The sequence below is a fragment of the Streptomyces sp. JLBJ103 genome, assembly GCF_058215575.1.
In genome coordinates this window covers 4,130,686-4,149,536 of sequence record NZ_CM177089.1, presented here as the reverse complement: position 1 = coordinate 4,149,536, position 18,851 = coordinate 4,130,686, and the positions used below count along the sequence as shown (strand labels likewise).

At 65.5% G+C, this 18,851-nt stretch carries 18 protein-coding genes and 1 pseudogene; 14 read left to right on the top strand and 5 right to left on the bottom strand.

The window, feature by feature from the left end; all coding sequences use genetic code 11:
• Positions 1-437 precede the first annotated feature (437 nt).
• The 4 genes from AC4BEG_RS18255 (at position 438) to AC4BEG_RS18240 (ending at position 2,293) form a co-directional block, all read left to right on the top strand.
• Positions 438-845, top strand: a complete 408-nt coding sequence (locus AC4BEG_RS18255; protein ID WP_490706913.1) for a hypothetical protein — start codon at positions 438-440, stop codon at positions 843-845.
• Between the two features lie 180 nt (positions 846-1,025).
• A complete protein-coding gene (locus AC4BEG_RS18250; RefSeq protein WP_490706912.1) occupies positions 1,026-1,187 on the top strand; it encodes a hypothetical protein in 162 nt (53 codons plus the stop codon).
• Between the two features lie 321 nt (positions 1,188-1,508).
• Positions 1,509-1,826 (top strand): hypothetical protein, encoded by a 318-nt coding sequence (locus tag AC4BEG_RS18245; RefSeq protein ID WP_490706911.1) that lies wholly within the window; start codon positions 1,509-1,511, stop codon positions 1,824-1,826.
• A gap of 2 nt (positions 1,827-1,828) precedes the next feature.
• The gene (locus tag AC4BEG_RS18240) at positions 1,829-2,293 is read left to right on the top strand and encodes a hypothetical protein (protein WP_490706910.1); all 465 of its coding nucleotides are present in this window, start codon (positions 1,829-1,831) and stop codon (positions 2,291-2,293) included.
• A 295-nt stretch (positions 2,294-2,588) separates the two neighbouring features.
• Here AC4BEG_RS18240 and AC4BEG_RS18235 read toward each other — a convergent pair whose 3' ends face one another.
• Positions 2,589-3,128, bottom strand: coding sequence for a hypothetical protein (locus tag AC4BEG_RS18235; RefSeq protein ID WP_490706909.1), 540 nt, complete (start codon positions 3,126-3,128; stop codon positions 2,589-2,591).
• A 729-nt stretch (positions 3,129-3,857) separates the two neighbouring features.
• Between AC4BEG_RS18235 and AC4BEG_RS18230 the strand changes: the two genes are divergently transcribed.
• The 6 genes from AC4BEG_RS18230 to AC4BEG_RS18205 all read left to right on the top strand — a co-directional run bounded on the left by AC4BEG_RS18230 (position 3,858) and on the right by AC4BEG_RS18205 (position 7,528).
• Positions 3,858-4,340, top strand: a complete 483-nt coding sequence (locus AC4BEG_RS18230) for a P27 family phage terminase small subunit (RefSeq protein WP_490706908.1) — start codon at positions 3,858-3,860, stop codon at positions 4,338-4,340.
• 586 nt (positions 4,341-4,926) lie between these two features.
• Entirely contained in the window at positions 4,927-5,217 is a 291-nt protein-coding gene (locus AC4BEG_RS18225) for a helix-turn-helix domain-containing protein (protein WP_490706907.1), read from the top strand.
• A 159-nt stretch (positions 5,218-5,376) separates the two neighbouring features.
• Entirely contained in the window at positions 5,377-5,568 is a 192-nt protein-coding gene (locus tag AC4BEG_RS18220) for a hypothetical protein (protein ID WP_490706906.1), read from the top strand.
• Positions 5,552-6,079 (top strand): DUF6879 family protein, encoded by a 528-nt coding sequence (locus tag AC4BEG_RS18215; protein ID WP_490707118.1) that lies wholly within the window; start codon positions 5,552-5,554, stop codon positions 6,077-6,079. Before AC4BEG_RS18220 ends, AC4BEG_RS18215 begins: the two co-directional genes overlap by 17 nt.
• A 28-nt stretch (positions 6,080-6,107) precedes the next feature.
• Positions 6,108-6,902: a helix-turn-helix domain-containing protein gene (locus AC4BEG_RS18210; protein WP_490707117.1), complete on the top strand. Its 795-nt coding sequence runs from the start codon at positions 6,108-6,110 to the stop codon at positions 6,900-6,902.
• A gap of 386 nt (positions 6,903-7,288) precedes the next feature.
• Entirely contained in the window at positions 7,289-7,528 is a 240-nt protein-coding gene (locus AC4BEG_RS18205; RefSeq protein WP_490706905.1) for a DUF7848 domain-containing protein, read from the top strand.
• An 84-nt stretch (positions 7,529-7,612) separates the two neighbouring features.
• Here the strand turns inward: AC4BEG_RS18205 and AC4BEG_RS18200 are convergent, their stop codons facing one another.
• Complete coding sequence (locus AC4BEG_RS18200; RefSeq protein WP_490706904.1) at positions 7,613-8,698, bottom strand: TadA family conjugal transfer-associated ATPase; 1,086 nt, start codon at positions 8,696-8,698, stop codon at positions 7,613-7,615.
• Positions 8,695-9,804, bottom strand: a complete 1,110-nt coding sequence (gene ssd / locus AC4BEG_RS18195) for a septum site-determining protein Ssd (protein ID WP_490706903.1) — start codon at positions 9,802-9,804, stop codon at positions 8,695-8,697. Before ssd ends, AC4BEG_RS18200 begins: the two co-directional genes overlap by 4 nt.
• 454 nt (positions 9,805-10,258) lie before the next feature.
• Between ssd and AC4BEG_RS18190 the strand changes: the two genes are divergently transcribed.
• The gene (locus tag AC4BEG_RS18190; RefSeq protein WP_490706902.1) at positions 10,259-11,095 is read left to right on the top strand and encodes an HAD family hydrolase; all 837 of its coding nucleotides are present in this window, start codon (positions 10,259-10,261) and stop codon (positions 11,093-11,095) included.
• 344 nt (positions 11,096-11,439) lie between these two features.
• Here the strand turns inward: AC4BEG_RS18190 and AC4BEG_RS18185 are convergent, their stop codons facing one another.
• The gene (locus tag AC4BEG_RS18185) at positions 11,440-12,258 is read right to left on the bottom strand and encodes a Fic family protein (RefSeq protein ID WP_490706901.1); all 819 of its coding nucleotides are present in this window, start codon (positions 12,256-12,258) and stop codon (positions 11,440-11,442) included.
• Between the two features lie 102 nt (positions 12,259-12,360).
• On the opposite strand from AC4BEG_RS18185, the gene AC4BEG_RS18180 reads away from it, so the two are divergent.
• Positions 12,361-13,359 carry an ATP-binding protein gene (locus AC4BEG_RS18180; RefSeq protein WP_490706900.1) on the top strand — a complete coding sequence of 333 codons (999 nt, stop codon included), beginning with the start codon at positions 12,361-12,363 and terminating at the stop codon, positions 13,357-13,359.
• Here the strand turns inward: AC4BEG_RS18180 and AC4BEG_RS18175 are convergent.
• On the bottom strand, positions 13,340-15,172 hold the full coding sequence (locus AC4BEG_RS18175) for a polysaccharide deacetylase family protein (protein WP_490706899.1): 1,833 nt from the start codon (positions 15,170-15,172) through the stop codon (positions 13,340-13,342). The genes AC4BEG_RS18180 and AC4BEG_RS18175 overlap by 20 nt on opposite strands.
• A 527-nt stretch (positions 15,173-15,699) precedes the next feature.
• Here AC4BEG_RS18175 and AC4BEG_RS18170 point away from each other — a divergent pair.
• Together AC4BEG_RS18170 and acs are read left to right on the top strand one after the other, a co-directional pair.
• Positions 15,700-16,761 (top strand): annotated as a pseudogene (locus AC4BEG_RS18170) (carbonic anhydrase); the annotation flags it as partial.
• Positions 16,762-16,876: 115 nt separating this feature from the next.
• Entirely contained in the window at positions 16,877-18,838 is a 1,962-nt protein-coding gene (gene acs, locus AC4BEG_RS18165; protein ID WP_490706898.1) for an acetate--CoA ligase, read from the top strand.
• Positions 18,839-18,851: the final 13 nt, after the last annotated feature.

Here is an 18,851-nt window from a genome sequence, read left to right as displayed (position 1 = left end):
TGTAGAAATGCCCCGCTCTCCGATTCTGCTCTAGAGTTCTCTAAGCAAAACCAGAGAAGACCCCCAAACCTACACTTCTACACATGAAAATTCAGAGAAAAAGAAACCTCGTGTGATCTGTGCCACAAGGGGTCTTGCTTAACTTCGCCATTTACGCAGGTGAGAGCGTTATTGCCACTTTTCGCTCGGCAATCAACTCCCTAGACCTACTTTGAGGGCGCGCTACCGGCCTTCAGTACGGGTGGCAGCCACACCAGACCCGTGACGCAGCATCCCAGCTATGGGGGTCATCCATAGCCATCAACCAGCCCCCGGGCATGGGTTGAGTAATCAGAAGACGCGTGGCTGCCTCTTCGATTGCTCCCCGTGCCTGGGGGCTTTTTTCGTATCCGCGCGCTGACGAATCAGCGGTGCAGCCACAGCGAAGGAATCTCAGCATGCCTACGGCACTATCTGAGTACAAGGCAGCCCATAAGCGAGTCGTTGAGGTGAAGGGTCCGGCCAGTCACAAGCCCTGTGAGTTCTGCGGAACCTTCGCGGCTGAGTGGTCGTACAACCACCTGGACGCTAACGAGGTTTACCGAGAGGGCTACTTGTGGAGCGAGAACACCGGATTTTACATGCCGCTGTGTAAGCGTGACCACCGTGCCTATGACCGGGCGTTCAGGCAGCACGGTAAGGCGGTTCTCCCCGCTGTTGCTGACGCACTGCGCGAAGCCGGGCGGGACCGGTACGACGAAGAGCACAGGAAGGGCGTAGAGGCTTCCACATTCAACGCGTGGCGAGTTCGGGAAACGGGTCTCGGGAACCTCAGCGCTGAGGAGTCCGCCGCTCTGGCCGACTGAGAAAGCCTTCGGAAGCGGGTCGAATGTGGACGTGAGACCTGCTAAGCGCTGTACCAGGGCAGGGGGCTGTTTTCGCGAAAGGCTGCCCCGTGCCCACCTTTTGGTATGTGACGTGCGTACCGCATCACGAGATTTGCCAAATCCGAGTCGGCTCGGACCTGCCAGAAACCGGAGAAATCCATGGACCCACTTGCGGCGCACCATGCGCTGAGCGTCATTGCGGCGCACACCACCACGCCAAGGGAAGCGCGAGAGCGTGAAATCGTATTCCAGAGCTTCAACGTTCTCAGTGAGATTGCCCGGCTGTACCACGAAGCGACGGTGACCAGTGAGGCTCACTGAATCCGACCGGGCGCATATCCCGGAATTCACGGCCGTCGTAGGCGAAGCCCTTGAAGACTTCCCGAACGCTGACGCTGGGGTGACGCTGCTATACGGCGCTTGTGCGGATGTTGCGAAAGCTCAGGGCTCCGACTTCATGCCACTGGGCAACTTTGTGCGTCTATTGGTGGCCACGGGCTACAAGCGTACTCAGCGGCGCTATGGCAGGCGCTTTATAGGAATTCGACCGAAGGACCCGGGCCTACACGACCGGGTTTGGTACTGGAACTGACCCGCATACGGAAATCCGTAGGTGGCCCGATCAAGAAAAGAGCCTGATTGATGACTGATACCCCCTGGTACATGCGCAGTGCTGACACGATTTCCATTGATAAGGGAAGCCCGGAACGCAACCGAAAGCATGTCGAGTCGCTCGCTGAACTTGCCAGCGAAGAAGCCGACACCGTAACCGCCCACATGCGACGTCTTGAGGCAAAGGGAGTGGACATCCCCGCTGAGTCGCGAATGAGCATGGGCTACGCGACCAACGCCCGTAAGGCTGCCGCTCAGCTTGACGCACTGCCGTCCGATTTGGCGCCTTCGGTTTCTGAGACTGATCTGACCCCCGAACAGCGCATTGCGCGCGGATATGGAGCCTGAGCATGACTGACCTACAGAAGGCCCGTGCTGCCGCCCAGAAGGCCGCTGAGGAACTAGCCGCCCTTGAGGCTGCCGAAGCCGAGAACGCCGCTCAGAAGGCCGCTCAGCGACTCGAAGAGCAGAAGGGCGCTGCTACGCGGTTCCTCGCTGATCTGCCGGACCTTGAGCGACGCGTGAAGGGTGAGAAGCCCAGCGCTGCCGACATGGCCACAGCCCTTGAGGCGGGCACCCTTGGCGCGCTTGTCGCTGACTTCCTTGCCCGGCGCGATGCTGTCAGCACCCTTCGGGACCACGCCCGGCAGTGCTCTCGACTTCTTGGAGAAGACGACAGCAGAATTGCCGAGATTCGGTACGTGGACCCGGCGGAGGAATTCCGACGCTGGAATGAGGATGCCATCGCTGAGCTTCGACGCACGAAGGCGAACAGCCTTGCCTCTGATGTGCTCAGCGCTTACGGGGTGGAATAGCCATGGCGCTTGACGCTCTCGACCCCGGGCCGAACGGTGATTACCCCGCATTCCCACGACTACCCGATGGTTCGCCTGCCTGGTCTGACCGTTGCCCCGCTGAATACCACGGTGGCCGGATGCCCCGGGGCATGACCACGGTGATGCGCAACGGCCGGTGTTACCTCATTGACCAGACTCCGCGTGACGCCAACGGCAACCCTGTTGATCCGCCGGTCATTCCGCCTTCCTGAACAGCGAATAGGGCCGTGTCACCCACCAACGACATGGCCCTTACGCTGCACATGCAGGGCGCTTAGCTCAGACTGCCGTCATCGTCCAACGCAGCCCGTGCCAGGGAAATGAAGTTATCGAGCGCTTCGACCAGTTTTCCAAAATTTTCTTCAATGCTGGACTGCTCAGTTAGCATGCGCGGTTCGTAGCCGTTGTCCCGAAACCACTGCAAACGCCCTACCGCAAGAGCTGAAAGCCGCGCCAATTCCTCAATTTCCTTACCCGCTACAGCAACGCTCTCGGGGCCAACTAAACCCACTTCTACCCATTTTCCTTGCAGAGCCTTGAAGGTGTCATTACAACGTTGCACTGTTTCGTCAGTGACCGAATTAGGATACAAGTCAAAGTCTTTGAATGTATCCAGTTGATCTCTTAGGTTCGAAGCATAGGAGATGAAGTCCCTATAGACATCGTGACGCGGCTCTCTACGCTGCCGCTGATGTTCAGCACGTGCTGCAAGGCGGGCCGTCTGTCTCTGATACACACCCGTGCATATAGCTGTACCAAGTGTTGCTGTCGAACCTGCCAATGCGCCGAGCGCTGCGGCTAACCCTGCATCCATGGCGTCATGTTCGGGCCAGGCAGCGCAGTGAGTCAAGAGCGTCTACCAAGGGTGTGCTGACGCAACCAGGCACCCTCAGTCGGCTGAATTCGACAGATTCTCTGCCCCGCGCTTATCCCGCTCAGTGACGTTGCCCCCCTTGTGCTGGCGCTAATCACCACACCCCCACCTCCGGATATCCATAGGTGGCTTCCTACTATCGGAGTACAGATATGCCAAGGAAACCTCGAACACCATGCAGTCAGCCGGGGTGCAGTGAACTGACCAACAGTGGTCCATGCCCTGAGCACAAGCGCCAACGTGAGGAACAGCGAGGCAGCGCGAGTAAACGCGGCTATGACGTTGGCTGGCAGCGCAAGCGCAAGGCGTACTTGTACGCAAACCCCTGGTGCGTGCTGTGCAGTCGCGCGGCAACCGTCGCTGACCATTGGCCGCTGAGTCGAAAGCAATTGCAGGCAAGGCATGATCCGAACCCCGATGCGCCCAAGCACCTTCGGCCACTGTGTAAGTCATGCCATGACAGCGAGACCGCGAAGAACCAGCCTGGTGGCTGGGCGGCCGAGAAGGCAAAGCCCCGGCCGAAGCCTGATGACGTTCCGCCGTTCTGATATCCGCTGAGCCCTACCCCCTGGGGATGACCCCCTTCCCTTCCGCAGATTGACCGGCAGGGAGGCAGCGCGCTCACATGGCTAATGGATATGTTTCCGTCAGACCCAGAAAGGGGCTGTAATGCCCGCACATCGCAAGCCGCACCTAAAGTCCGTGCGCGAAGGCACGTACCGGCCTGACAGACAGTCCGAAGGAATCCGCTTCACTCCCACTGACCCGGTTGAGCCTGACTGGAACGACCTAATCCCTGGTGCGAAGCCCGCCGCTAAGCGCATGCGTGCTGATGCTGCGGATATCTGGGCGCGGACTGTTCCGGCGCTCATTGCCAGCGCTGGACTGACCGACCCCCAGGGCTTCGCTGCTGTCGAATTCGTTATGACGGCTGTCACGCTGCGAGAGGTAAACCGGCAGATTGCCCGCGATGGCCTGACGATTGCTGGGGCACGCGGGGAAACCATAGTGCGGCATCCACTACTGTCCAGCGTTCCTCAGCTTCGAATGGCGCTGATACGCCTTGCCGGTGAGTTGGGGCTTACGCCTTCCGCTGCTACGAAGCTCGTTGCCCCGGGAACTGCCAGCGATGATGACGGCATTTGGGACTGATCACGCCTGATGCCGAGATTCACGCTGCTGTCAAGCGCCTACTACGAGACTGCCGCAACGACATACGGAAGGCGGCCGGTAAACCGCCCCTCAAGGAGACTGCCGCATGACCCTTCCGCTTTATGCCCGCATTGCCGCTGTCATCGGTCGCCCCGTTGTCCTCTTGGCCGCTCTCGCCATGTCTGCCCCTGGTGAATATCAGCTAGCGGTCATGGCCGGTTGATCGCCGGACATTGCTTGGCTCATGCCTGTAAGCCTGTCCGTTTACACTACCGTTGCTGCGGTCATTGCTACTACTCGTCCAAAGGGCGTGACCGGTCGCGTGTCCGCGCTCATTGGCGCTGGAATGGCGCTGGCTCTCGCGCTGGCCGCTCAGGTGACCGCTCATCTAATCGCGTCCGGCTATATAGACACGTCCGCTTTCCTGGTTGCCGCTACTTCCGCTGTTCCTCCGGTCGTTGTCGCTCACATGCTGCACCTGGCGGCAGTGCCTAGAACGGCTTCTGAGAGCCTGCCGGAGCCTTCGGCGAAGCCTGAGACCAGCTAGGGGGAGAACGGGCCGGAGAATGGCGCTGAGAGACCTTCTGTGGCCGATCCTCTGGCCGTTGCTGATGAGTTCTGGTCTGACTTCGCGGACAGCGAGACGGATACCAGCGGCAAGGGTTCTCCGGCGCCCGACGAAATCCGCGCGGCTGTGGCCGTTCTCTCCGCTGATGGCCGGAGCGTGACCGGTCGCATGGTGGCCGACCATTTCGGCCTGTCCGAGAGGACCGGTCGCCGGTATGTCTCATGGCCACTTGACCTGAGCCCCGATCTTCCCTTCGCTGGGAGGAGCGGGGCTCTTTCTTGTCATCTGACGATGCGTCAGATGATCTAGGTTCGCGTGTCCGTCCGGGCAGGCAGGTCCGGGATTTTCAACTTTTGGCCTGAAATATGGCTGTTGCCTGGTTTCCTGTTCCTGCAAATCTTCCCCCTGGTCACAGCGCACGCATCGGGGAAGGCTGTAACGGGAACACCCCCGAGGATGGGAGGCGCGATGAAGCTCCGGATGATCTCGAAAGAGTGTGACAAGAAGGACTGCCCGACCCTCTACGCCACGGACAGGGGGACGCTTCTGGTTCAGGGTGACAGGCCGGAAGACCACGGGCTGACGCTGCCCGCACACGAGGGGGTAGTTGAAATCCCCCTGTCTCTGATCAAGAAGGCAATTGCTGATGGGCTCCTCTAAGTCCCTGTCGGACCTCTTCGACTCGTTCGAGCGCGAAGCGTTCCGACTCGAAACGCTGGACGACTACAGCAAGTCGGGCAGCGTCGAAGCGTACGATGCATTCCTGGCCGGAGAGGGCAAGCCGGAAGGCTATAACTCCGATTGGGTGTCTGAGGTTAGCGGCCACGTGAATGAGGGAAAGCGCGTCTACCGCGTGCACATCCTCTCTCGCCCGCTGACTCCGTATCTGCGCTTCGAATTGGGGTGGGGCTACCGGACGAACATGCTCGGGGGTGAAGAGTTCTTCATTCTCGACACCACAGAGCAGCCTAACCCGCTGGAAGGCGTAGAGGACTTCTGGCTGTTCGATGAATCCGCCATTGGCGTACTGCGTTATAACGACGCGGGAAAGTTCCTCGGGTCCGAAGTGCTTTCCGACGAACGAGCGGCAGAGTTCATCGCGCACAGGGACAAGGCTCTCAGTCTCGCACAGCCGTTCACGGAATGGTGGGACAAGTACAGCGGTGAATAAGGGAGAGCTGGGCGCAGCACTCCGGGCACTGCGGAAGGCTTCTGGAAAAGAGGCCAAAGCGGTTGCCCGGAGTTCTGTCATGTCTGTAAGCAAGCTCAGCAAGATTGAAACCGGGAAGCTTTCACCATCTGCCGCTGACGTTGAGCGCATTCTTACGGCAATTGGCGTCTCGGATGAAGTGAAGGCGGAATACCTTGAACAGGCACGGGCTGAGGTCACAGAGGCTACGGCGTGGCGTCTTATTCAGCGAATGGGGCTGCACAGGGCGCAAGAGCAGGTGAGAGCACTTGAGGCGCAGATGACCCGGCTAAAGGTATTCCAACCTGCCCTGATTCCGGGGCTTCTGCAAACTCCGGAGTACATCCATGCCATTCTGTCACGCCATGGTCTCACAGATGATGTCCTCAACAAGACCGCTCGTTCACGGCTAGAGCGTCAGCGCGTGCTGTACGACGTGAACAAGGACCAACAGTTCGTTATAACTGAGAACGTCTTGCGCTGGCGCATTGTCTCACCCGGCAGGATGGCGGAGCAGGTTGACCGGCTTATCTCGTTGTCGCGACTGTCTAACGTTGACGTGGCCGTTGTTCCCTTCTCGGCTCAACAGAGCGATATTGCGAATCATGCGTTCGTGATGCGGGATGAGCGAACGGTTACGGTAGAGACTGTTCACGCTGAGATTGTAGTGACGGACCCGAGAGACGTAGCTGAGTACGTAGAGAAGTTCGAACGTTTCTCCGCTGTGGCATTGCATGGGGACGAAATGCGGGCAATGCTTGAGGAACTACGCAACGAGCTTTTGAGGGAACAGGAAAACGGCTAGTTGGGCTTGCCTGTCGGTCATAGGCTGAGGTTATCCACTGTCGAAGTCAAGGCAGGTCCCTATGACTGAGCCTTTCCGCATTGAAGTCTCGAACGACCCCCGTCCGCAAGACCTAAGCCAACTTCAGTCCGCGTACGTCATGCACAGGCAGGAATGCCGGACGTGCACCCCTGGTAGGTCGTGCGAAATGGCTAAGCGTCTGGAAAAGGCCCGTGACGCTGCGGGGGTATCTTCATGAGCAATTGCGCTGAGTGCGCCCGGTTGGAGCGCGAGAAGGAAGAGGCACGCCGTAATAACGACCTGAGCCGAGTCACTGACTGTGACGTGTTGCTCAAGCGGCATCCGTACCACAGCGAGAAGCCTGCCGCCGCTGGAAGGGGGCGGGCATGAGTCGCGCTACCTTCCGCTTTCGTGAATACACAATCCGGCCGGACCTTCGGCCAGAAGCGGACCCGATCACGTCTGCCATGGAGTGCAAGACGTGCAAGGAGAGCGGACCGACAACAGAAGAGTTCGAAGAGGGCACGGCATGGGCCGCTAAGCACCTCAAGGCCAATCCTGATCATCTGGATTACCGAGAGATCATTACGCGCCCGTACCGATTCGAAGCCGGAGCGTGGCAGTGAGCACCGCACAAGAGCGAGAGATCATCCCGCCTACCGATCAGTTGGCAGTCACGGCCGGGGATGACGTGATGACCGTACACAGGCTCAGGGACGGCAAGCCCCTGTGTGGCGCTGTCGGCAAGCTGGACTACTGGCAGCGTCGTGTGACGTGCTCAGCGTGCCTGTCCAGCGAGTAGCCCCGACCCACTGAGGACGGCCAGCAAGGCTCAGCGGGTCGGACGAGCCCCCGTCGTGTGCTCCCCCGGCACATGGCGGGGGCGTCCGCATACGCGCTGACCTGCATCTTTGTATGTACGGTTTGACAAGACACCCACCTTCGTGGCCCGTGTTCAGCGCGCCGAGGAGATCGGTCACCTCAGGGCCTCTCACCTCCCCGACCACCAGCCGGTCCGGGCGCATCCGCAGGGCCTGGCGCACCAGGTCCCGCAGGGTGACCTGGCCCCGGCCCTCCTGGTTGGCCGGGCGGGTCTCCAGCCGGACCACATGCGGATGGTCGGGCCTCAGCTCGGCCGAGTCCTCGGCCAGGACGATCCGCTCATCCGGTGCCACCAGCCCCAGCAGGCTCGACAGCAATGTGGTCTTGCCCGATCCGGTGCCCCCGCTGATCAGGAACGACAGCCGGGCGTCCAGCATCGCCCGCAGCAGGTCCGCGCCGCCGGGCGGCACCGTCCGGGCCGCCACCAGCTCATCGAGGGAGAACGCCCGCGGGCGCACCACTCGCAGCGACAGACAGGTGGAGCCGACCGCCACCGGCGGGAGCACAGCGTGCAGCCGTGTGCCGTCCGGCAGCCGGGCGTCCACCCATGGCCGGGCGTCGTCCAGCCGCCGCCCGGCGACCGCGGCGAGCCGCTGGGCGAGCCTGCGCACGGCGGCGGCGTCGGGGAAGGTCACGGCTGTGCGCTCCAGCCCCGAACCCCGGTCCACCCACACCTCGTCGGGAGCTGTGACCAGGACGTCCGTGACATCGGGGGCGGCGAGCAGCGGCTCCAGAGGGCCGGTGCCGACCAGCTCGGAACGCAGAGTCGCGACCACTGCGAGCACTTCTGTGTCGCCCAGCAGCCGCCCCTCCTCCCGGAGGGCCGCGGCCACCCGGGCGGGGGTGGGCTCGGCTCCGCTCTCGGCGAGCCGCAGCCGCACCGCGTCCAGCAACTCCTTCGGTGCGGCGCTCATGCGGGCACACCCCCTTCACCGGCCAGGGCGCGCGCCCAGAACTCGGTGCAGAACCGGCCGAGCGGTCCGCGCGCACTGGCTCCTGGGGGCTCCCCGCCGTCCAAGGCGGCCGACAGGCCGGGCTCCGGCGGCAGTTGACCGGCCAGCGGCAGCCCGAGCAGACCCGCGATCTCCTCGTCGTCGAGCTCGGGCCCGCACGGGCCCCGCACCACCGCACGCAGATCGGGCAGCACCATCCCCACCGTGGACGCCACCCGGTGGGAGGCCGCCACGGCCCGCAGCTCCGGGGGGACGACCAACAGCCCGAGGTCGATCTGGGCCAGAGCCTCGGCCGTGGCGTCGTCGATCCTCCGGGGCAGATCCACCACCACGACTCCGCCCCGCCGCCGGGCCGCGGCCAGCACGGCGCGCATCGCCGAGGCGGGAATGACCACCGCGTCGCCACGGTCCCAGCTGAGCACCCGCAGGGAGTGCAGCTCGGGCAGGGACTCCTCGAGCGCGCTCCCCGCGACCCGGCCTCTCGATTCGGCGAAGGCGGGCCATCGCAAGCCCTCCGCGCCCTCGCCACCGAGCAGCACATCGAGACCGCCGCCCAGCGGATCGCCGTCGATCAGCATCGTGCGCCGGCCCGCGCGGGCCGCGCTGACGGCCAGGGCACAGGCGAGAGTGGAAGCGCCGGCGCCACCGCGCCCGCCGATGACCCCGACGGTCAGAGCCTGCCGCCCCACCCCCTCGGCGACATCGGCGATCCGGTCCACCAGCCATGTCTCCGCATCAGGCAGAAACGCGACATGATCCGCGCCGAGATCGACGGCCCGCCGCCAGATGCCGTGGTCGTCGAGGTCGCGCCCGATGAGCAGAACCCCTTCCCTGCGGGCGCGGCCGCACAGCCGGGCGGCTGAGTCGTCGCCGACGAGGATCAGCGGGGCGCCCTCCCAACTGCCTCTGCGCGTGGGCGCCCCATGTGCCACTTCCGGCTCCGCTCCGGCCGCCGCGCACAACCGCAGCAGATCGTCGAGAAGTTCCTCGTCCTCGGTCACGATCAGCGGTCCGTTCCGCTGTTCTTCGGGCGCCGTCGGTCGTTCCGGTGTGATGGATGCAGCCACGATCCCCTCCCCATATCCGTTACGCGCACTCACTCCCGCTAACGGCGAGCGCGAACTTCGCGGAGAATCACGATGCGGCGATCCAGAAAATCTTGGGGATCTTGGTCCAAATCTGTGGACAACTCATCAGCTGTGAATATCCCAGTCACCTAAACCAGTGACTTCCGGAGAGCAGCCTGGCGATTACGCACGGTTACCGTTCAGGCTGATGGGGAGGAAGGCCAGCGAGGACCCATGGGAAGGAGCCCGATCCGGTGAGCACACCGAAAAAGCGTCCGGACATGCGACGACCCCCGCCGGGGGGGAGAGCGGGGGTCGTCCCCACGGCCGACTCGGGGGGGGAGGAGTCGGACCGGGTTAGCACGGTCGCGAACGATCCGTGACTTCCATGGTGTACCCGAGAGCCTTCTCAGGCAAACCCACGCGCCTCAGCTTACGCCGAATGGTGGGCCCTATGCTCGGCGTCGTGGAAAACCACTCCTTGCCTCGGACAGCCGCCTTCTTTGACCTGGACAAGACGGTCATTGCGAAGTCAAGCACGCTCACCTTCAGCAAGTCCTTCTACCAGGGTGGTCTGATCAACCGCCGTGCCGTACTGCGCACCGCCTATGCACAGTTCGTCTTCCTCGCGGGCGGCGCAGATCACGAGCAGATGGAACGGATGCGCGAGTACCTCTCGGCACTGTGCCGCGGATGGAATGTCCAGCAGGTGAAGGAGATCGTCGCGGAGACCCTGCACGATCTGATCGACCCCATCATCTACGACGAGGCCGCCTCACTCATCGAGGCACATCACAGCGCCGGACGCGACGTGGTGATCGTCAGCACCTCGGGAGCCGAGGTCGTGGAGCCGATCGGCGAGCTTCTCGGCGCGGACCGCGTGGTGGCCACCCGCTTGGTCGTCGAGCATGGGGTGTTCACCGGCGAAGTGGAGTACTACGCCTACGGCCCGACCAAGGCGGAGGCGATCGCCGAGCTCGCCGAGTCCGAGGGATACGACCTCTCGCACTGTTACGCCTACAGCGATTCGGCCACCGATCTGCCGATGCTGGAGGCGGTTGGCCACCCCCACGCGGTGAACCCGGACCGCGCCCTGCGCCGCGAAGCAGCCGCCCGCGGCTGGCCGGTGCTCTCCTTCAACCGCCCGGTCCGGCTGAAGCAGCGCCTCCCCGCACTCTCCATGCCACCGCGTCCGGTGCTGGCCGTGGCCGCCGCGGTGGGCGCGGCCGCCGCCACCGCCGGTCTGGTCTGGTACGCCAATCGGCGCCGCGCACTGTATGCCCGGATTTGACCGGCAATAGCAAAGATCTGCGGCAAGGGGTTCCGCTTGGCCGCTCGCAGGAGTAGAAAGGAATCGACGGCCCGCGAGACCAGGGGATCCGGGAGGAAACCCCCAGACGCACCAAGGCCCCACGGACCGAGCACGAATGTCGGGCACCCACGCGACGCCGACCCGTCGATTACGGGCCAGCCGCACCAGGTAACGGGCAAAGATCCCGGCCTGATGGGCAAATATCTGTGCACGCATGGTAACCCGACGGACGTGCCAGCGGCGGTACCCCCGTGGTACCGCCGCAACTCTGTGTCCGGCCCAACTCGGCCCCGGCCGCGGGCCGTTCGAACGACGTTCCGCTGTCAGGCTGCTCCGCGCTGCAACGCCTCGCACACCGCCGTACTCTCCCGCACCCCGAGCTCAACCGCCCGCCCGCAGTGCGCGATCCACGCCGCCATCCCCTCCGGCGTCCCGGACACATAGCCCTCCAGAGCCGCCACATACGCCGCGGCCCCCTGCTCGGCGTGCCCCACTTCCGCGGGACAGATCGACTTCGGGTCCAACCCGCTGCCGACCAGCACGATCCGCTCGGCCGCCCGCGCCACCAGGCCGTTACAGGAGACAAAGGGCCGCAGCGCGAGCAGTTCGCCGTGCACCACAGCCGCCGTCACCAGTGCCGGCGCCTCGGTCCCCGCGAGCAGCAGCCGCGCCAGTCCGTCGAGCCGCCCCGCCACCTCGTCCGCGCCCGGCGGTTCCGGACCGACCAGCACCTCGTCCACCCGTTCGCCCGCCTGGCGGGGCCGCCCCACGGCGTCGTCCACCCCGGTCCCCCCGGCCGCGACCAAGTGCAGCCGGGCCAGCACCCGCAGCGGCGACTGCCGCCACACGGTCAGCAGTTGTCCCGCCTCGGCGGTCAGCCGCAGCGCCGCACCCACCAGATGCGGCTCGCCCACAGCCCCGAAGTCGGTGCGGCGGCGCACCTCTTCCAGCGCCCAGTCGGCCCCGGCCAGCGCCGCGGAGCCACGCGCTCCGCGCAACGCCGCCTCGGAGGTGACCTCATTGCTGCGGCGACGCATCACACGATGACCGTAGACTCGGTCCACAGCCGTGCGTACGGCGTCCACGGACTCGGCCACACCGGGCAGCGCGGCCAGGGCGGCGAGCGGATCTGTCGTACTCATGAGTACGACCCTACGCACCCGCTGCCGGGCGCCCCTCGTTGGAGTGGTCTTCTTCACGTAAATCCCTCATGGAAGAGGATCACTCACCTACGCTAGGTGAACATGAAGATCGCTTTCGTAGGCAAGGGTGGCAGCGGTAAGACAACGCTGTCGTCGCTGTTCATCCGCCATCTCGCCGCCACCCGCGCCCCTGTCGTCGCCGTCGACGCCGATATCAACCAGCATCTGGGCGCGGCGCTCGGCCTCGACGAGACGGAGGCCGCCGCCCTGCCCGCCATGGGCGCCCATCTTCCGCTGATCAAGGACTACTTGCGCGGTGAGAACCCCCGGATCGCATCCGCCGACACCATGATCAAGACGACGCCGCCGGGCGAGGGGTCACGGCTGCTGCGCATCGGCGAGGACAACCCCGTCTACGAGGCGTGCGCCCGGACCGTCCGGCTCGACGACGGGGAGGTGAGGCTGATGGCGACCGGCCCCTTCACCGAGTCCGACCTCGGTGTCGCCTGCTACCACTCCAAGGTCGGCGCGGTCGAGCTGTGTCTGAACCATCTCGTCGACGGGCGGGGGGAGTTCGTCGTCGTCGACATGACGGCGGGCAGCGACTCCTTCGCCTCCGGGCTCTTCACCCGCTTCGACATGACGTTCCTGGTCGCCGAGCCCACCCGTAAGGGCATCGCCGTCTACCGCCAGTACAAGGAGTACGCCCGCGACTTCGACGTGGCGCTGCGGGTGGTGGGCAACAAGGTGCAGGGCCCCGACGACCTCGACTTCCTGCGCGCGGAGGTGGGCGACGACCTGCTGGTCACCATCGGCCACTCCGACTGGGTCCGGGCGATGGAGAAGGGCCGCCCGCCCCGCTTCGAGGAGTTGGAAGAGCCGAACCGCGAGGCGCTGCGCACCCTCCACACGGCGGTGGACGCCTCGTACGAGCGGCGTGACTGGCAGCGCTACACCCGCCAGATGGTCCACTTCCACTTGAAGAACGCGCAGAGTTGGGGCAACGCGAAGACAGGGGCCGACCTGGCCGCCCAGGTGGACCCCGCCTTCGCGCTGGATGAGTTCGCCATGGGCGCGGCGACTACTCCCGCTCCCGCCTAGCCGATTCATCCTCTTCGGAACCCTGATCGCTGCCCGAGTCCTGGTCGCCACCGGAATTCCGGTAGCGCTCGGACTCCCCGTAGCCGTCCGGCTCCTCGTTGCGGCCGGACTCCCGGGAACGCTCGGGCTCTTCACCGCGCTCGGACATCAACTCTCGGCCGGACGTGTTGTTCCGGTCGGAGCGTTCCTCCCGGCCGGAGTGCTCCCGGTCCACGTCGCGCTCCCGGCCGGAGCCGTACTCCCGCTCAGCGTCATCCCGTTCGCGCCCGTAGCCGTCCTCCCGACCGGGACCGTCATCCCGGCGGGGGCTCTCATCCCGACCGGGACCGTCATCCCGGCGGGGGCTCTCATCGCGGCCGGGGCTCTCATCACGGTCGGGGCCCTCGTCGCGTCCGGGACCGTCCTCCCGGCGAGGGCCGTCGTCCCGGCCGGGCTCGTCCTGCCGCCTGGGCTCGTCCTCCCGATCGTCGCCACTCTTCCGTCCGTGATCGCCCTTCCCTCCGTGATCGTCTTCCCGATCCCTCTCGGCCGGGGCGGACGAGCGCGGGAAGGTCGGCTCGGCGGCGAGGTAGCGCTTCCAGCCGCCCTCCGGCCGCTGGCCGACGTCCACCGCCCGCAATTTCTCCAGGACCATGGGATTCTGCGCGTCCAGCCAGTCGGCCAGTTGCTTGAACGACACGCAGTAGACGCCCTCGCGCGGACAGACCTCCTTGATGACCTCCTCGACGGCGTGCATATAGGTCCCGCCGTTCCAGGACTCGAAGTGGTTGCCCACGAACAGCGGTGCGCGGTTGCCCTCGTACGCCCGGTCGAAGGCGGCGAGCAGGCCGTCGCGCATCTGGCGGCCCCATGCGGCGCGCTTGGACTTCTTGCCGTTGGTCGAGGAACCCGACTGGTTGGCCAGGAAGTTGTAGTCCATCGACAGGGTCTCGTACGCCCGGCCCGGTACCGGGATCTGCTGGAGCGGGAAGTCCCAGATGCCGTTGATCTTGCGGGGCCAGACCTGGAGGCCGCCGACGGAACTCGCGTCGTAGCGCCAGCCCATCTTCTTCGCCGCCCGCAAGAGGTTCTTCTGCCCCTCCAGGCACGGGGCACGGCCGCCGACGAGTTCCTTTTCGTAGTCGAAGGGCAGCGGGTCCTCGTCCTTGAGGCCGGTGTTGGTCTTCCAGTCCTTCACGAACTCCTCGGCCTGCCGGGTCTCGCTCATCCACTCGCTCGGCGTCCAGGTGCCGACGCCGTCGTCGGAACCGCAGAAGTGGCCATTGAAGTGGGTGCCGATCTCGTTGCCGTCGAGCCAGGCGCCCCGGAGCTGTTCCACGGTGTCCCGGACGCCCTTGACGTCGTTGAAACCGATGGCCGAGGTGCCGCGCGGATGTCTGGGCGGATCGTAGAGGTCCCGCTTTTCGGTGGGGAGCATGTAGACGCCGCTGAGGAAGTACGTCATCGTCGCGCCGTACTTCTTGCCGACTTCGCGGAAGTGGGAGAACAGCTTCTGCGCATCCTGGCCGGCGCCGTCCCACGAGAACACGACGAACTGCGGTGGCTTCTTGCCGGGTTCGAGCGTATCGGTCCTGAACTGATGGGGCTGCGGACCGGTGTAGGCGGTCGAGCCGTCACCGATGAGCCGGAACGACTTACCGGCGTGGTCCGGGTGCTTCGGCACGGCGGGGCCCTTCTGCGGACGTTCCCTGTCGTGCGAACCTCCGCTGCCCGCCGCGTTCTGTCCGTCCCCGGAGTCTCTCGAGCAGTTGGCCAGCGCCGCCAGTGCCGTCATCACGGCGAGCCATGCAGTGACGTTTCTCCTGACCCTCATACCGCCACCTCGTCCCTCTTGTCTCCCTTGACCCGGGAGCTCCGGCCGGATGGGAGCCAACCTCGCACGGATCAAGAAGAAGGCAGAGCATGACAAGGCATTTCAAATGACTATTCACCCGATAGATGGAATGTCGGCACAGCTCACCCCGAAATACTTCCCGCGGACTTTACTCAGAATTACCATTCATTTACCAACGCTTGGGAGTCGGCGATACAGCAGACCGTGGCGCCTCAGACCGCCTCCCATGACCGTGTTGCGTCCGCGACCACGAAGCCCCGGAGAGGACGGGAATGGTGAAACTCTTGGACCGGCTCGGCGGAACCTCACGCCGCACGGCTCTCTCCGCCTCGATCGCCGTCTTCCTGATCGCCGTTCCCCTCTCCCTGGGTATCGCACTGGTCGCCGGAGCCCCGCTCGAGGCCGGGCTGATGGCCGCCCTCGGCGGCGGAGCGGTCTCCGTGCTGCTCGGCGGTGTTCCGCTGCGCCGGGAGCGGAGCGGCGGGGGCACCATCCATGGTCCGAACGCCCTCGACGGGCAGGCCGGCCATGGCGGGCGAGCGGGGCGGCCGACCGCGGAGCCGATCACTGTCCGTGGCTGCCGGCCATGGACACCGTGGCGGGACCACCGGTGCACCCACCCCGGCTCGGCAGAGGGGCCGGGCGGCAGACCCGACGGCGGCCAACTGCTCGGCGGGGTCAGCGCGTTCCAGCGCAACACCGCACCGCTGGTGCGCGAGGAGCTGGCCCGGCTGGCGCGCGAAGGGCAGCGGCCCCGTCAGCTCTTCCTCACCTGCGCCGACTCCCGTCTGGTGACCAGCATGATCACCTCCAGTGGGCCCGGCGATCTGTTCACCGTGCGCAATGTGGGCAATCTGGTGCCGCCACCGGGCACCGATGACTCCTGCGATTCGGTGGGCGCGGCGATCGAGTACGCGGTGGAGGTGCTGAAGGTCGGCAGCATCACGGTCTGCGGCCACTCCGGATGCGGGGCGATGCAGGCGCTGCTCGGCTCGTCGACCTCGGCCCCGGTCAAGCCGTCGTCGGCGCCCGAGCCCCCCAAGTCGGCCGAGACTCCCGAGACGGCGGAGGCCGCAGAGGCTGTGGAGGCCGCGAAGAAAGCGGAGGCCGCGGATCCACCCGGGAGCTCAGCCCCGCCCCGGCCCCAGGGCGCGGACCCGGTCGACCGTGGCGGCGGGCAGACCCCGCTCGCGCGCTGGCTGCGCCACGGGCGGCCAGCGCTGGCCCGTATGGAGCGGATCGGGCGACTGGGCCGCGGCGAGGTCGCGCTGGCCGACCGGCCGGTGGCCGACGATGTGGAGCGGCTGGCGCTGATCAATGTGATCCAGCAGCTCGACCACCTCCGGGCACATCCCTGTGTCGCCCAGCGGGTGGCGGAGGGCAATCTGACGCTGCACGGGATGTACTTCCATGTGGCAGAAACCCAGACCTACGTCCTGGAGGCCGGTTCCCGCCGGTTCCTGGCCGTCCGGGCGGGCGACGGCGTGCCGATGACCAGCCCCTGTGTGAGCGCGAACGGCGACGGGGTGTACAGCGAAGCCGCCCCGGGTGCGCTGGGGGTGAGGTGATCAACAACCCTCATTACAGGTCTAAACCAATTTTCGACAACCCTTGTCAGGGAGTACCGCGGGCTGATGAGCTATGGCCCGGGACACAACGGACACCCTGGGATTGGGAGATGTCGTGAGCAACGAAAGCCTGGCCAACCTTCTTCGGGAGGAGCGTCGCTTCGCGCCGCCCGCCGAGCTTGCTGCCAGCGCCAATGTCACTGCTGAGGCGTATGAGCGGGCAAAGGCGGACCGCCTGGGCTTCTGGGCCGAGCAGGCCCGTCGGCTGACCTGGGCGACCGAGCCGAATGAGACACTCGACTGGTCCAATCCGCCGTTCGCGAAGTGGTTCGCCGACGGCAAGCTCAATGTCGCGTACAACTGCGTCGACCGCCATGTCGAGAACGGTTTGGGCGACCGCGTCGCGCTCCACTTCGAAGGGGAGCCCGGCGACACCCGCTCCCTGACCTACGCCGAGCTCCAGCGTGAGGTCTCCCAAGCGGCGCACGCCCTCACCGAGTTGGGGGTCCAGGCGGGCGACCGGGTCGCCATCTATATGCCGATGATCCCCCAGACCGTGGTCGCGATGCTGGCCTGCGCCCGTATCGGCGCCCCGCACTCCGTGGTCTTCGGCGGCTTCTCGGCCGACGCTCTCGCCACCCGCATCCAGGACGCCGACGCCCGCGTCGTCATCACCGCCGACGGCGGCTACCGCCGCGGCAAGCCGTCCGCGCTCAAGCCCGCCGTCGACGAGGCCCTGACCCGCCCCGGTACGGAGCATGTGCGCAGCGTGCTGGTGGTCCGGCGCACCGGCCAGGACGTGGCCTGGAGCGAGGGCCGCGATGTGTGGTGGCACGAGATCGTCGACCGCCAGCCGGAGCAGCACACCCCCGAGGCGTTCGATGCCGAGCACCCGCTGTTCATCCTCTACACCTCGGGCACGACCGGTAAGCCGAAGGGCATCCTGCACACCACCGGCGGCTATCTCACCCAGGTCTCCTACACCCACCACGCCGTCTTCGACCTCAAGCCGGAGACGGACGTCTACTGGTGCACCGCGGACGTCGGCTGGGTCACCGGCCACTCGTACATCGTCTACGGCCCGCTCTCCAACGGCGCCACGGAGGTGCTCTACGAGGGCACCCCGGACACCCCGCACCAGGGCCGCTGGTGGGAGATCGTCCAGAAGTACGGGGTCACCATCCTGTACACCGCCCCGACCGCGATCCGCGCCTGCATGAAGTGGGGCGACGACATCCCGGCCAAGTTCGATCTGTCGTCACTGCGGATCCTCGGCTCGGTCGGCGAGCCGATCAACCCCGAGGCCTGGATCTGGTACCGCAAGCACATCGGCGCGGACCAGGCGCCCGTGGTCGACACCTGGTGGCAGACCGAGACCGGCGGCATCATGATCACGCCCCTGCCGGGCGTCACCGCCACCAAGCCCGGCTCGGCGCAGGTCCCGCTCCCGGGCATCTCCGCCACCGTCGTCGACGACGATGCCAACGAGGTGCCGAACGGCGCGGGCGGCTATCTGGTGCTCACCGAGCCGTGGCCGTCCATGCTCCGGACGATCTGGGGTGACGACCAGCGGTACCTGGACACCTACTGGTCCCGTTTCGAGAAGCGCTACTTCGCGGGCGACGGCGCCAAGAAGGACGACGACGGCGATATCTGGCTGCTCGGCCGGGTCGACGATGTGATGCTGGTCTCCGGCCACAACATCTCCACCACCGAGGTCGAGTCGGCGCTCGTCTCGCACCCCAAGGTCGCCGAGGCCGCGGTGGTCGGGGCGACGGACCCGCAGACCACCCAGGCCATCTGTGCCTTTGTGATCCTGCGCGGTAGCGCGGCCGAGGACGAGGGCCTGGTCGAGGAGTTGCGGGCGCATGTCGCCAAGCAGCTCGGCCCGATCGCCAAGCCCAAGCGGATCCTGCCGGTGGCCGAGCTGCCGAAGACCCGCTCCGGCAAGATCATGCGCCGTCTGCTGCGCGATGTCGCCGAGAACCGCGCCCTGGGCGATGTCACCACGCTCACCGACTCCTCCGTCATGGAGCTGATCCAGAGCAAGCTGCCTGCCGCGTCCAGCGAGGACTGAGCGGCCAGCTCTC

Bases quoted from the DNA above. Each gene is read 5' to 3' on its own strand.
- AC4BEG_RS18255 (WP_490706913.1), top strand. From the start codon at position 438: ATGCCTACGGCACTATCTGAGTACAAGGCAGCCCATAAGCGAGTCGTT.
- AC4BEG_RS18250 (WP_490706912.1), top strand. From the start codon at position 1,026: ATGGACCCACTTGCGGCGCACCATGCGCTGAGCGTCATTGCGGCGCAC.
- AC4BEG_RS18245 (WP_490706911.1), top strand. From the start codon at position 1,509: ATGACTGATACCCCCTGGTACATGCGCAGTGCTGACACGATTTCCATT.
- AC4BEG_RS18240 (WP_490706910.1), top strand. From the start codon at position 1,829: ATGACTGACCTACAGAAGGCCCGTGCTGCCGCCCAGAAGGCCGCTGAG.
- AC4BEG_RS18235 (WP_490706909.1), bottom strand. From the start codon at position 3,128: ATGGATGCAGGGTTAGCCGCAGCGCTCGGCGCATTGGCAGGTTCGACA.
- AC4BEG_RS18230 (WP_490706908.1), top strand. From the start codon at position 3,858: ATGCCCGCACATCGCAAGCCGCACCTAAAGTCCGTGCGCGAAGGCACG.
- AC4BEG_RS18220 (WP_490706906.1), top strand. From the start codon at position 5,377: ATGAAGCTCCGGATGATCTCGAAAGAGTGTGACAAGAAGGACTGCCCG.
- AC4BEG_RS18205 (WP_490706905.1), top strand. From the start codon at position 7,289: ATGAGTCGCGCTACCTTCCGCTTTCGTGAATACACAATCCGGCCGGAC.
- AC4BEG_RS18200 (WP_490706904.1), bottom strand. From the start codon at position 8,698: ATGAGCGCCGCACCGAAGGAGTTGCTGGACGCGGTGCGGCTGCGGCTC.
- AC4BEG_RS18190 (WP_490706902.1), top strand. From the start codon at position 10,259: ATGCTCGGCGTCGTGGAAAACCACTCCTTGCCTCGGACAGCCGCCTTC.
- AC4BEG_RS18185 (WP_490706901.1), bottom strand. From the start codon at position 12,258: ATGAGTACGACAGATCCGCTCGCCGCCCTGGCCGCGCTGCCCGGTGTG.
- AC4BEG_RS18180 (WP_490706900.1), top strand. From the start codon at position 12,361: ATGAAGATCGCTTTCGTAGGCAAGGGTGGCAGCGGTAAGACAACGCTG.
- AC4BEG_RS18175 (WP_490706899.1), bottom strand. From the start codon at position 15,172: ATGAGGGTCAGGAGAAACGTCACTGCATGGCTCGCCGTGATGACGGCA.